Here is a 13062-nt window from a genome sequence, read left to right on the forward strand (position 1 = left end):
CATGAGCAAGACCAAGGTGGCGATCATCGGGTCCGGCAACATCGGGACCGACCTGATGATCAAGGTGATGCAGACCGCCCAGCACGTCGAGATGGGGGCCCTGGTCGGGATCGACCCGGACTCCGACGGACTCGCGCGGGCCCGCGACCTCGGCGTACCGACGACCCACGAGGGTGTCGAGGGCCTGATCGCGATGCCCGGGTTCGCCGACATCGACATCGTCTTCGACGCCACCTCGGCCAAGGCGCACCTCCACAACGACGCGCTGCTGCGCCCGCTCGGCAAGCGGCTGATCGACCTGACGCCGGCCGCCGTCGGCCCGTTCGTGGTCCCGGCCGTCAACATCGACGAGCACCTCGCCGCGCCGAACCTCAACATGGTCACCTGCGGCGGTCAGGCCACGATCCCGATCGTGGCCGCGATCTCCCGCGTCGTCCCGGTGGAGTACGCCGAGATCGTCGCCTCGATCTCCTCGAAGTCCGCCGGCCCGGGCACCCGCGCCAATATCGACGAGTTCACCGAGACCACGTCCGGCGCGATCGCTGCAGTGGGCGGGGCGAAGCGCGGCAAGGCCGTCATCATCCTCAACCCGGCCGAGCCGCCGCTGATGATGCGCGACACGGTCTTCGCCCTGGTCCACGCGCCGGACCCGACCGTGCACGACGAGATCCGCGCGAGCGTGGAGAAGATGGTCGCCGACGTGGCGGCGTACGTCCCCGGCTACCAGCTGGTCCAGAAGGTCCAGATCGCGGAGATCCCGGCCGACCAGCCGGTCGAGACCCTGCTGGTCGACGGCGCGGACCGCCCGACCCACCAGGTGTCGGTGTTCCTCCAGGTCACCGGTGCCGGCCACTACCTCCCGGCGTACGCCGGCAACCTCGACATCATGACCTCGGCCGGCCTGCAGGTCGCCGAGCGGATCGCTGCGGCGAAGGAGAGTGCGTTGTGACCGAGAAGACCAAGATCTTCGTCCAGGACGTCACCCTGCGTGACGGCATGCACGCGATCCGGCACCGGATCTCGCCCGCCGACGTGAAGCGGATCGTGGTCGCCCTCGACGAGGCCGGCGTCGACGCGCTCGAGGTCGCCCACGGCGACGGCCTGGCCGGCGGCTCGGTCAACTACGGCCCGGGCTCGCACACCGACTGGGAGTGGCTCGAGGCCGCCGCGTCGGTGCTGAAGAACGCGCGCCTGACCACGCTGCTGCTGCCCGGCGTCGGCACCGTCCACGAGCTGAAGCGCGCCTACGACCTCGGCGTCCGCTCGGTGCGGATCGCGACCCACTGCACCGAGGCCGACGTCTCCGCGCAGCACATCGCGGCGGCCCGCGAGCTCGGCATGGACGTCTCCGGCTTCCTGATGCTCTCGCACATGGCTCCCCCGGAGGAGCTGGCCCGGCAGGCCAAGCTGATGGAGTCGTACGGCGCCCACTGCGTCTACGTCACCGACTCCGGCGGCCGGCTGACCATGGACGACGTCGCCGCCCGGATCCAGGCCTACCGCGCGGTCCTCGACGAGGGCACCGAGATCGGCATCCACGCCCACGAGAACCTCTCGCTCTCGGTCGCCAACTCGGTCGTCGCCGTCCAGAACGGCGTCTACCGCGTCGACGCCTCGCTCGCCGGCCACGGCGCCGGCGCGGGCAACTGCCCGATCGAGCCGTTCATCGCGGTCGCCGACCTGATGGGCTTCGAGCACCGCTGCGACGTCTTCAAGCTCCAGGACGCTGCCGACGACATCGTCCGCCCGCTCCAGGATCGCCCGGTCCGGGTCGACCGGGAGACGCTCACCCTCGGCTACGCCGGCGTCTACTCCTCGTTCCTGCGCCACGCCGAGCGCGCCGCCGAGCAGTACGACGTCGACGTCCGCGACATCCTCATGGAGTGCGGTCGCCGTCGCCTCGTCGGTGGCCAGGAGGACATGATCGTCGACATCGCGCTGACCATCGTGGCCGAACGCGAGGCTGCTCTCGTCTGAGCCCGCATCTGCGCGTCGTACCGGACAAAACGGTCGCGAATCCGGCGGATTCGCGACCGTTTTGTCCGGTACGACGGGTGCGGGTCAGGAGCGCGGGGCCACCATCGCGGCCGCGAGTTCGGCCAGGCTCTCCCGCAGGATCGTCAGCGCCTCCCGTGCCTCCTCGCGGGTGACCGACATCGGCGGGGTGATCCGCAGGACGTTGCCGTAGAGGCCGCCGCGACCGATGAGCAGGCCGCGTCGCCGGGCGATCTCCAGGCACGCCGCCGCGGCCTCCGGCGCGACGTCACGGCTGCCGGGACGCACGAGCTCGACACCGAGCATCAGCCCCATGCCGCGCACCTCGCCGACGACAGGGTTCTCGGCGGCGATCGCCTCCAACTCGCCTCGTAGGTAGCCGCCGACGAGGTCGGCATTGCGCTGCAGGTCGTGGTCCTCGATGTAGTCGAGGACCGCCAGCGCAGCGGACATCGCGACGGGGTTGCCCCCCGCGGTGGAGATCGAGTTCGCCTGAAGGCAGTTCATCGTGCGCGCATCGGTGACGACGCCGCCGACAGCCAGGCCGTTGGCCAGTCCCTTGGCGAAGGTGATCGCGTCCGGCCGGACGTCGTGGGCGTGCATCCCGAAGTAGGCCTTGCCGGTGCGCCCCCACCCCGACTGGACCTCGTCGGAGACCAGGGGGATGTCGTACTGGTCCAGCACCTCCTTCGCCAGCCGGAAGAAGCCGGGCGGCGGCGTGGCGAAGCCGCCCGCGCCCTGGACCGGCTCGGCCAGCAGGCAGGCGACGCTTCCGCTCGTCGCGGTCTCGATCATCGTCTTCAGCTCGTCGGCGCAGGCACGGTTGAACTCGTCGTCGGGAAGGTGTCCGAACGGGCTCCGGTACCGGTAGCCGCTGTGCACATACGTGACGTTCAGCGGGCTGAGCGAGGTCGCCGACCAGGCCCGGATGCCTGTCGTCGCGACGGTGCCGAAGCTGCGCCCGTGGTAGCTGCCGCGCAGGGCGAGGACCTGGTTGCTCCGCTGACGCGTGGTCATCAGCAGCAGCGCCGCCTCGACCGCCTCGCTGCCGGAGTTCACGAAGAACACCCGCGCGTCCGGGATGCCGCTACGTGCGGCGATCCGCTCGGCGAGCTCGACCTGCGAGCGGATCAGGTAGAGCGTCGAGGAGTGCAGGATCCGATGGCTCTGCGCCCGGATCGCCTCGCCGATCTCCTCGATGTCGTGGCCGACCATCGTCGCCAACAGCCCGCCGAAGAAGTCCAGGTAGGTCCGGCCGTCTCCGCCGACCACGTGCCGGCCCTTGCCGGACACGAGCTCCAGCGGCTCCTCGTAGTACAGCGTCATCCAGTCCGGCATGACGTTCCGGTGCCGCTCCAGCAGCGCCGCGTCCGTGCCCGTCCGCTCGTCCATAGCCATGCACGCAACGTAGACGTCCGCTCGTGCGCTCCGGCGTGCATGGTGGGAAATTTCAGATAGTCGAAATCGCCGTTCGCTTTAGGCGCACCAGCTCGGCGATGTGGTGAGGATCATGCCCCGAGGAGGCACCTTCGTGATCGATCTGACAGACCGGGACGTGACCCGGATCCGCGATGCCGTCGACGTGCTGAGCGCGCCGTTGACCGAGTTGCTGGTGCGGGCCGTCCGCAGTCCCAGCGTGACCGGCGGCGAAGGCGAGGTCGCCGTCTTGCTGCACGAGTGGATGACGGCGCGCGGCTGGACGCCGACGCTGGTGAGGGTCGAGCCGACCGCGGGCCACGACCGGGCCAATGTCATCGTCCGCCGGGGCGCGGCCGAGGGCCCACTGCTCGTTCTCAACGGCCACCTCGACGTCGTGCCGCCGGGGCCTGCAGACGCCTGGACGCGCTCGCCGTACTCGGGTCAGGTGGTCGACGGGCGGATCCACGGTCGCGGCTCGGTCGACATGAAGGGCGGCATCGTGGCCGGCATCGGGGCGCTCCTGGCACTCGAGAGCGCCGGGATCGAGCTCACCCATCAGATCGAGCTCCAGCTGGTGGTGGGGGAGGAGACGACCGGGGTCGGCACCCGAGAGGCGGTGCGAGCCCTCGACCTCACGGAGGTGGCCGGCGCCATCGTGCTCGAGCCGACCTGCGGCCGGATCGTCACGGTCAACACCGGCCTCCAGTTCTTCGACGTCCGGGTGAGTGGTCGAGCCGCGCACAGCTCCGCGCCCTGGGAGGGCGTCGACGCGTTCGCCAAGCTCCTCCTGGTCCGGGAGGCGATGCAGGCCGAGGCGCAGCGACGCTCGGCCCGCTACCGACACCCGCTGCTTGCCGGCGTCCCCGACCCGATGCCGTTCGTGGTCGGAGAGGTGAGCGCCGGTACCTATCGCGCCGCCGTGCCCGCGCACGCCAGGATGACCGGTCGCTACGGGCTGCAACCGGGGGAGTCCGTGCGGGAGGCGCGCGCCGCCTTCGCCGCCGCGATCGACGAGATCGCCGACCGGGACCCGTGGCTGCGCGACCACCGGCCCGAGCTGATCTGGGACCACATGGGTCTGCCGGGGTGGGACACGGACCAGGACAGCGACGTGGTCCGTGCGTTGGTCCGCGCGCGCGACCTCGCCACCGGAAGCGCGGAGCTGACCGGATTTACCGCCGGCTCCGACGCGGCCGTGTACGGCGCCGCGCTGGTCCCGACGGTCGTCTTCGGCCCCGGCGACGTGGCCCTCGCGCATGCGCCCGACGAGTCGGTGGCGATGGTCGACGTGTTGGAATGCGCAACGACCCTGGCGTTGGCCCTGGCGGGGCTGGCATGAGCGCCTCCAGCACGCTGAGCACGCTCGAGCGCGGCATCGCGATGCTCGAGTACGTCGCCGAGCACGGCCCGATCACCGCCAAGCGGGTCGCGCGCGAGATGGATCTCAAGACGAGCAGCTGCTATCACGTGCTGCGCACCCTGGTCGGCTGCGGCTTCCTGGCCCGTCTCGAGGACGGCACCTACGACGTCGGCCCGCGGTCCCACGCCTACGCGAAGGCGGTGCAGGCCAAGTACGCGATCCAGCCGGAGCTCGCGCTCGTGTTGACGCGGTTGCACAACCTGACTCGGGAGACGGCGTACATCTCCGGGTGGCGCGACGGGAACATCGTGCTGCTGCACTACATCGCGGGCCTCCATGCGCTCAACGTCGGGCGCCTCGCGGTCGGATACACCGGCGACATGCACGCTCGCGCGTCCTGCAAGGCGGTGCTCGCCCACCTGCCCGAGGAGCACGTCGCCGCCATGTTCTCGGGAGTGCGCCTGGTCGCGCTCACCGCCAACACGATCACCGACTTCGAGGAGCTCAGGGTCGAGCTCGTCCAGACCCGGCGCCAGGGCTTCGCGATCGATCGTGAGGAGTACGTCGACGGGGTCAGCTGCGTGTCTGCGCCCTACTTCGACCGCGACGGCAACCCACTCGGCGCCTTCACGGTCTCGGTGCCGACCGAGCGATTCCAGCGGAGCAAGGCCCGTCTCATCGAGAGCGCGACGCAGGCGGCGTCCATCGCGACCCGACTGATGACGACCGGTCGGCTCTCGCTACCCGATCTGTCCGAACCGCCCGACCGAGGCGGCCCGCCACCAGACGGGTCGCACCAACCGATGGAGAGCAAGTGAGCAATGAGGAACGGGTGGCCGCACTGACGGTCCACCTGGAGCAGATGGTGCGGATCCGTCAGTTCGAGGAGAAGGTCCAGGAACTGCGGGCGCGCGAGGAGATCGTCGGCTCGGTGCACCTGTGCAACGGCCAGGAGGCGATCTACGTCGGCTCCTGCGCCGCACTCGACCTGACCCGCGACGCGGTCTTCCCGACCTATCGCGGGCACGGCTGGGCGATCGCCTGCGGTGTGCCGCTGGTTCAGCTGTTCGGCGAGCTGATGGGCCGCACGGTCGGCGTCAACGGCGGACGCGGCGGCTCGGCGTACTTCACGGCCCCCGACTACGGCATGTACGGCGAGAACTCGATCGTGGGCGCCGGTGCCCCGATCGCGGCCGGCGCGGCGCTCGCCGCTACTTTCGACGGTTCCGGCCGGGTCGCGGTCGCAGCGTTCGGCGATGGCGCCATGAACCAGGGCTCGGTGCACGAGGCGATGAACTTCGCGGCTGTGCGCTCGCTGCCGGTCATCTTCGTCGTGGAGAACAACAGCTACTCCGAGCTCACCCCGATCGCGAGCATGGTGCGCATCGAGCGACTGTTCAAGCGAGCTGCCGGCTACGGCATGCCCGGGGCGCGGGTCGACGGCAACGACCCCGAGGCGGTCGCGTCCGCGATGAGCCAGGCCACCGAGCGCGCGCGCAAGGGCGCCGGTCCGGTCCTGCTCGAGATGCTCACCCAGCGTCTGGTCGGCCACTACATCGGCGACGCTCAGCAGTACCGGCCGGCCGGTGAGGTCGAGGCCTCGATGGCCGCCGAGCCGATCGGTCGCCTCACCCGTGTGCTGGCCGGGCTCGGCGCGAGCGCCGACGTACTGCGGGAGGTGGAGGCCCGGGTCTCGGCCGAGGTGGCCGCGGCCGTCGCCGAGGCCACGGCCGCCCCGCTGACCGACCCCACGAGCGTCCTGGAGCACCTCTATGCCTGAGCTGACCACGCCGACGGAGATCCGCACCGAGACCCTGTCGTATGCCGAGAGCGTCAACGCCGCATTGCGACGGGCGCTGACCGATTGGCCCGAGGCCCTCCTCTTCGGTGAGGACGTCGCCTTGCCCGGTGGCGTCTTCGGAGTGACCAAGGGCCTGCGCCGGCTGTTCGGCGAGCGCGTCTTCGACACGCCGATCTCCGAGTCGGCCATCCTGGGTGGGGCCGTCGGCTCGGCGATGATGGGTGCCCGTCCGATCGTGGAGATCATGTGGGCCGACTTCGCCCTCGTCGCCTTCGACCAGATCGCCAACCAGGCGGCGAACGTCCGCTACGTGTCGCGTGGCCGGCTGTCGGCTCCGCTCACCATCCGCACCCAGCAGGGCTCCGCTCCCGGCGCGTGCGCCCAGCACTCGCAGTCGCTCGAGGCGCTGTTCGCGCAGATCCCAGGGATCAACGTCTGCATGCCGGTGACTCACCAGGATGCCTATGACCTGACGCTCGCGGCGATCGCCGACGACGACCCGACGGTGATCATCGAGAACCGGACGCTCTATCACGGACGCAAGGAGAGCATCCTCACCGGCGGTCCCGTCGAGCCGATCGGCGGCGCGGCCATCCGTCGGCCCGGCAGCGACGTGACGTTGGTGACCTGGGGCTCGATGCTCCACCAGGCGCTCGCCGCCGCCGAGTCCGCCGCGGCGGAGGGCATCGACGTCGAGGTGGTCGACCTGCGCTGGATCCGTCCTTTCGACGCCGACACCGTGCTCGGCAGCATCGAGCGCACCCGTCGGGTCGTGATCGCTCACGAGGCCCATACCTTCGGGGGCTTCGGCAGCGAGATCTCGGCGCAGGTCGCGGAGGCCGGGATCGCTCTGCGCGTGCCGCTGGTGCGGGTCGGGACGCCGCCCACGCGGATCCCCGCCGCCGTGCAGCTGGCGGGCGCGGTCGTCCCGGACGCCTCCCGCATCCTCGACGCGCTGCGCCGTGCTGCCCACGACGTTGCGGTGACCGTCGCATGACGCCCCTGTCGATGCCCGCCTTCGCTCCGCTGTTCCGCGCGGGGGAGGAGACGGTCGGCGTCCGCTGGCTGACCGTCGTGTACGACGTCGACGCCGATGTCGCGCGCCGGGCGCTCCCGGCACCTCTCAGCCTGCCCGACCGGCCGCGGGCGGCGCTCTGGCTCGGTGAGTTCAGCAACGCCACCTTCGACGACGGCAAGGGCGCCGACGTACGGCCGCCGTACTTTCAGGGCGGGGTCTCGCTCGCCTGCGCGAGAGACGGCGTGCCCGGCGCGTACGCCCTCGAGACGTTCGTGGCCGGTCTCAACCACGGCATCCTCGGCCGCGAGCTGTTCGGTCTGCCGAAGAAGCAGGTCCGTCAGGTCGAGCTGCTCGAGGCGGACGGGCGTATCTCCTTCGCGATCGTGAGCGCCTCCGATCTGCGGCTGCTGCGCGGCGCCTCTGTCGATGTCGACGAGACGGCCGGGACCGAGCTCGTGCCGTCCTGGTTCGGCGAGCACCACACCGCGAAGGTGATACCCAGCGCCGACGGGCGCGGGTACGACGTGTGCCGTCTGGTCCGGCTTCCGTGGACCTTCGCCGACGCCAGGGTCGTGCAGACAGGCCGGGCCGAGCTCCATTGGGGCCGAAGCGTCTCGGATCCTCTCTACCTTCTCGCCGAGCGTCCGAGCGGCGGGTTCGCGTACGGCGAGGCGACGCTGCGGATCGAGTACGGCACCTATGTCGCCGAGTTGGACCTGCCCGAGCCCCTCGGGCAGGAGCAATGGGCCCGTGACGAGGTCCGGCGATGACCAGCACGGCCCTTCGCCGGCTCGAGCATCGGGTGGCGATCGAGGAGTTGCACGGCCGCTACGCCGAGCTGTGCGACCAGGGCTTCCCGCCCGACCGGATTGCCGACCTGTTCGTCGCGGACGGCGTGTGGGAGAGCGCGCCGAACGGAGTGATCCGGCGCGGTCGCGACGAGATCGCCGAGCATTTCCGCGTGGCCGGGGCGGCGTATCCCTGGGCGCTGCACGTCAACGTGCCGGTGCGGATCACGCTCGCCGAGGGCGAGCGGCACGCGACCGGCGTCTGGTATCTGCTGATGCCCTGCGTCGACGAGACCGCCGGTACGGCGCGAGCGGGCTGGCTCGCGGGCCGTTACGACAACGAGTTCGTGTGGCGTGACGGTTGCTGGCGGTACCGGCGGATCCACGTCGACTTCGGCCTGATGGCCCACCACCTCGGCGACTGGTCACAGGACCGCTACTCGCTCGCCGCCCACGACGGCTAGGACAGACCTCTTGCCGGCTCGGCGGCCTCGCACGCGCCGGCACCGCCCGGGAGAACCTCAAGGAGATCGCATGAACACCCACCACCTTCGGCCCGCTCGCGGTCGTCGCCCGGCCCGCGGCCTGCTCGCTGTCGGTCTGCTGGTCACGCCTCTGCTCGCGGCCTGCCAGTCCGCGGGTGCCGGTGGCGGCGGCTCGGATGCTGACGCGGCCGCCATCGTCAAGGAGTCAGACGCCCGGGTGAAGGCCGCGATGGCTGACGTCACCACCGGTGCGCCGTCGTCGAGCCCGCCGGTCCAGAAGGACAAGTTCGTCATCATGATCCCGTGCTCGGTCGCCTCCGAGGGCTGCGCCCAGCCGGCGCGGGCAGCCTTGGACGCTGCCGAGGAGATCGGCTGGCGGGCCCAGATGATCGACGGCAAGGACACCGCTGACACGCAGAACGCCGCGGTCCGGCAGGCGCTGGCTCTGAAGCCCGACGGCATCATCACCTTCGCCATCAACCCGAAGACCATTCAAGGAGCGCTGGACGAGGCTCGCCGTCAGGGAGTGAAAGTCGTCGCGTCGTCGGCGACGAAGTCGGACCTGGTCGACTTCTCCGACAACCCCTCGACCGAGGCCTGGAAGTTGAGTGGATCGCTGCTCGCCGACTACGCGATCACCCGGACGAAAGGGAGGGTGAAGGCACTGGTGCTGCACGACACCGGCTTCGACGTGCTCGTGGACCGGCACGGTGCGTTCGTCGATCGGCTGAGGGAGTGCAAGACCTGCACCATCCAGGAGGACCAGACCTTCACGTTCTCCGACCTGGCCAACTCCGTGCCGCGCCTCGTACAGCAGATGGCCCAGCGTCACCCCGACTTCAACACCATCTACATCGACTACGACTACGCCGTGCCGGCGGTGCTCCAAGGACTCCGCTCGATCGGGACCGAGGGCAAGGTCGTCCTGGGATCCGACGGGACGTCGGCCGCGATCCAGCTGATCCGCGAGGGCGGCGGCCAGTCGGCGACGACCGCGTTCGCGCTCGGGTGGATCGGCTGGTCGGACGTGGACGCGCTCAACCGGATCTTCGCCGGAGAGAGCCCGGAACCCGCCGCCGAGGTCATCGGCGTCAAGCTGATCGATCAGAGCATTGCTCAGGACATCGACGGACTCTGGGGCGGCGACGTCGACTACGAGGCGGCGTACCGGACGCTCTGGAAGGTCGGCTGATGACCACGGCGAGCGTCGAGCTCATCGGCATCACCAAGCGCTTCGGCGGTCAGACGGCGCTGGACGGAGTCTCGATCGGCTTCGGAAGGGGCGAGATCCACGGCCTGGCGGGAATGAACGGCTCGGGGAAGTCGACCCTGGTCAAGATCCTGGCGGGCGTCTACACCCCCGACGAGGGCACGCTTCGCTTCGGGACCGAGTCGCACCGCTCGCTCACCCCGGCCAAGGCGACCGAGCTCGGGCTCCGCGTGCTCCACCAGGATCCGGCGGTCTTCCCGACGATGACGGTGGCGGACAACATCTCGCTCGGCTCCTTCTACGGACGCAGCAGGGCGACGCGGGTGCGGGTCGGGCGCGAGCGTGAGCTCAGCCGCGAGGTGCTCACCCGCCTCGGCATCGAGGGCGTCGACCCGCGCGCGGTACTCGGGGAGCTCTCGCCCACCGAGCGGACCATGGTCGCCATCGCCCGTGCCGTCCAGGATCTCGACGACCGGGGACTACTGGTCCTCGACGAGCCGACCGCCTCCCTGCCCGAGCACGAGGCGTCCCTCGTCACCGACCTGGTACGGCGGGTCGCCGAGCGCGGGATACCGGTGCTCTACATCACCCACGACCTGGCCGCCCTGATCGAGCTCTCCGACCGGGTGTCGGTGCTGCGCGACGGCCGGCTGGTGGGGAGTGAGTCGGCCAGCACGACCACGGAACGTGAACTGGCTGACCTGATGGCCGGCGGTGACACGGCCCACCGGTCCGTCGTACGTGTCGCCTCGACACGCGGCGGCGAGCCGACCCTGGTCTGCGCCGGGGTCACGGGCGGCCGGGTTCGCGACCTGGACCTGCAGGTGCAGGCGGGTGAGGTGGTCGGGATCGCCGGACTGCTCGGCTCCGGCAGAAGCACCCTGCTCCGGATGATCGCCGGCGCGCAGGGACGCGAAGGCGGCCGGGTCGTCGTCGGTGGCAGGAGCGTGCCCGGCGGCAGTCCGCGGGTCGCGCGGAGCAACGGCATCGCGTTCGTGCCGGAGGACCGGCGTGGCCAGGCGGCTTTCGCCGGCATGACGCTGTCGGAGAACCTGACGATCGCCGCACTGCCGGAGCTGTCGCGCCCGTGGTGGATCAGGGCCCGGAGCGAGCGCCGGAGGACCGCCGAGTCGATGGAGGCTCTCGACATCCGCCCACGGATGCCCGAGCGCAGATTCGCCCTGCTCAGCGGCGGCAACCAGCAGAAGGCGATCATCAGCCGCTGCGCTCAGACCCGGCCGTCGGTCCTCCTGCTCGACGAGCCGACCCAGGGCGTCGACGTGCACGCCCGCCAGCAGATCCACGCGACCGTGCGGCAGATGGCCGCCGACGGGATGGCCGTCGTAGCCGTCTCATCGGACATCGGCGAGCTGATCACGATCAGCGACCGGATCCTCGTGATGCGGCGCGGCGCGATCAGGGCGGCCCTCCCCAACGAGGGACTCAACGAGACAGACGTGCTGCATCTCGCGGCAACCAACGAAAGGCCGGAAGACAAGTGACCACCGAGATCAGTGAGACTCAGGTGCCCGAGGTCCACGCCGCCCAGGAGGGACCTGCCCGGCGCGGCGCCGGCGGCCTCGTCCACCCACGCTGGTTCGGGTTCTACGGCGTGGTGGGAGTCGTCGTCCTCTTCAGCGTGCTGCTGCCGGTCACCTATCCCACGATGACCAACCTGACCGCCGTGCTCGGAAACGAGGCGGTCGGCCTGATCCTCGCCATCGCGATCCTGATTCCGGTCGTGGCCGGCTACTTCGACCTGTCGGTCGCGAGTGTGCTGACGCTGTCGATGATCGTGTCGATCGGCTGCTTCCAGTTCTTCGAGACCCCGACGCCCGTCGCCTGTCTGGCGGGCGTCCTGATCGGCTCGTTGTTCGGACTGGTCAACGGGTTCTGCGTGGCGTGGCTCGAGATCAACGCCATGGTCGCCACGCTCGCCACCGGCAGCATCGCGCTCGGCATCGCGCTGTGGTGGACCAACGGCTCGATCTTCGCCGAGAACGTGCCGCCGGGTTTCCGCAGCCTGGGCGACCGGGTCGGTCCGGTACCGCTTCCGATCGTGTACGCCGGCGTCTTGTGCCTCCTCGCATGGTGGATCCTGGAGAAGACGCCGACCGGACGCTACCTCTACGCCATGGGCGACGGACCTGTTGCCGCCCGTCTGGTCGGACTGCCGACGACGACGCTCACCGTCGGCTCGTTCGTCGCGTCCGGCACGGTGGCCGGGGTGGCCGGTGTCGTCGAGGCGGCGATCCTCGGGTCGGGCAACCCCCAGGTGGGTGCGGGCTTCCTGCTGCCCGCCTTCGCCGCGGTGTTCCTCGGCGCCGCGATCTACACGATCGGCCGCTACAACGTGATCGGGACCGTGGTCGCGGTCCTCATCCTGGCGGCACTAGTCGCGGGCCTGCAGCAGCTCGGCCTGCCGTTCTACATCGAGTCGCTGCTCAAGGGCGGCGTCCTGCTCGTGGCCGTCGCGCTCACCAGCGGCAGGTTCAGCCGATGACGGGCGACCTCGCCGCGCAGGTCGAGCGGCTCGGCCGGCAGGTCGACCTGCTCAAGGCCGAAGCTGCTGTCCACCGGCTCAAGCGTCGCTACGCCCAGCTCTGCGACGAGGGATACGACGGTGCTGCTCTCGCTGCGCTGTTCGCCCCCGATGGCAGCTGGAGCAGCGACCACGACGGTCCGTTCACCGGCCGCGCGGCCATCGCCGACTTCCTCGCGACGGTGGGCGCCGACCGGTTCTCCTGGGCGGCGCACTACCTCGCCAACGGCTCTGTCGACATCGACCTCGACGCCGGAACCGCTGACGGGAGGTGGGAGCTGGTGCAGCTCGCCACCGACCGGCGAGCAGCACCGGGACCGGCAGGCTCGGTGGTCGCCACCGGCACCTACCGTGATCGCTTCGTCTGCGTGGACGGGGCGTGGCTGATCGCGTCGCTGGAGCTCCGGCTGCACCGGCTCACCGATCTCGGGGCGGGATGGTGAG

At 70.4% G+C, this 13062-nt stretch carries 13 protein-coding genes; 12 read left to right on the top strand and 1 reads right to left on the bottom strand.

Annotation, left to right across the window (positions count from 1 at the left end):
* Position 1 precedes the first annotated feature (1 nt).
* Together QJ852_03135 and dmpG are read left to right on the top strand one after the other, a co-directional pair.
* On the top strand, positions 2–949 hold the full coding sequence (locus QJ852_03135) for an acetaldehyde dehydrogenase (acetylating) (protein WGX97436.1): 948 nt from the start codon (positions 2–4) through the stop codon (positions 947–949).
* Positions 946–1977, top strand: a complete 1032-nt coding sequence (dmpG, locus tag QJ852_03140; protein WGX97437.1) for a 4-hydroxy-2-oxovalerate aldolase — start codon at positions 946–948, stop codon at positions 1975–1977. The genes QJ852_03135 and dmpG overlap by 4 nt, the downstream gene beginning before the upstream one ends.
* Positions 1978–2061: 84 nt before the next feature.
* Here the strand turns inward: dmpG and QJ852_03145 are convergent, their stop codons facing one another.
* On the bottom strand, positions 2062–3393 hold the full coding sequence (locus tag QJ852_03145; protein WGX97438.1) for an aspartate aminotransferase family protein: 1332 nt from the start codon (positions 3391–3393) through the stop codon (positions 2062–2064).
* Between the two features lie 133 nt (positions 3394–3526).
* On the opposite strand from QJ852_03145, the gene QJ852_03150 reads away from it, so the two are divergent.
* The 10 genes from QJ852_03150 (at position 3527) to QJ852_03195 (ending at position 13061) form a co-directional block, all read left to right on the top strand.
* Positions 3527–4753, top strand: coding sequence for a M20 family metallopeptidase (locus QJ852_03150; GenBank protein ID WGX97439.1), 1227 nt, complete (start codon positions 3527–3529; stop codon positions 4751–4753).
* Positions 4750–5592 (top strand): IclR family transcriptional regulator, encoded by an 843-nt coding sequence (locus QJ852_03155; protein WGX97440.1) that lies wholly within the window; start codon positions 4750–4752, stop codon positions 5590–5592. The genes QJ852_03150 and QJ852_03155 overlap by 4 nt, the downstream gene beginning before the upstream one ends.
* A gap of 14 nt (positions 5593–5606) precedes the next feature.
* The gene (locus tag QJ852_03160) at positions 5607–6554 is read left to right on the top strand and encodes a thiamine pyrophosphate-dependent dehydrogenase E1 component subunit alpha (protein ID WGX97441.1); all 948 of its coding nucleotides are present in this window, start codon (positions 5607–5609) and stop codon (positions 6552–6554) included.
* Positions 6547–7572 carry a transketolase C-terminal domain-containing protein gene (locus tag QJ852_03165; GenBank protein ID WGX97442.1) on the top strand — a complete coding sequence of 342 codons (1026 nt, stop codon included), beginning with the start codon at positions 6547–6549 and terminating at the stop codon, positions 7570–7572. The genes QJ852_03160 and QJ852_03165 overlap by 8 nt, the downstream gene beginning before the upstream one ends.
* Positions 7569–8363, top strand: coding sequence for an acetoacetate decarboxylase family protein (locus QJ852_03170; protein ID WGX97443.1), 795 nt, complete (start codon positions 7569–7571; stop codon positions 8361–8363). The genes QJ852_03165 and QJ852_03170 overlap by 4 nt, the downstream gene beginning before the upstream one ends.
* Entirely contained in the window at positions 8360–8845 is a 486-nt protein-coding gene (locus QJ852_03175; GenBank protein ID WGX97444.1) for a nuclear transport factor 2 family protein, read from the top strand. Before QJ852_03170 ends, QJ852_03175 begins: the two co-directional genes overlap by 4 nt.
* Before the next feature lie 70 nt (positions 8846–8915).
* Positions 8916–10058, top strand: a complete 1143-nt coding sequence (locus QJ852_03180; GenBank protein WGX97445.1) for a substrate-binding domain-containing protein — start codon at positions 8916–8918, stop codon at positions 10056–10058.
* Positions 10058–11578, top strand: coding sequence for a sugar ABC transporter ATP-binding protein (locus QJ852_03185; protein WGX97446.1), 1521 nt, complete (start codon positions 10058–10060; stop codon positions 11576–11578). The genes QJ852_03180 and QJ852_03185 overlap by 1 nt, the downstream gene beginning before the upstream one ends.
* Positions 11575–12579 (top strand): ABC transporter permease, encoded by a 1005-nt coding sequence (locus QJ852_03190; protein ID WGX97447.1) that lies wholly within the window; start codon positions 11575–11577, stop codon positions 12577–12579. Before QJ852_03185 ends, QJ852_03190 begins: the two co-directional genes overlap by 4 nt.
* Positions 12576–13061 carry a nuclear transport factor 2 family protein gene (locus QJ852_03195; protein ID WGX97448.1) on the top strand — a complete coding sequence of 162 codons (486 nt, stop codon included), beginning with the start codon at positions 12576–12578 and terminating at the stop codon, positions 13059–13061. The genes QJ852_03190 and QJ852_03195 overlap by 4 nt, the downstream gene beginning before the upstream one ends.
* Position 13062: the final 1 nt, after the last annotated feature.

Origin of the sequence: Nocardioides sp. L-11A (genome assembly GCA_029961745.1) — a bacterium.
GTDB lineage: Bacteria > Actinomycetota > Actinomycetes > Propionibacteriales > Nocardioidaceae > Nocardioides.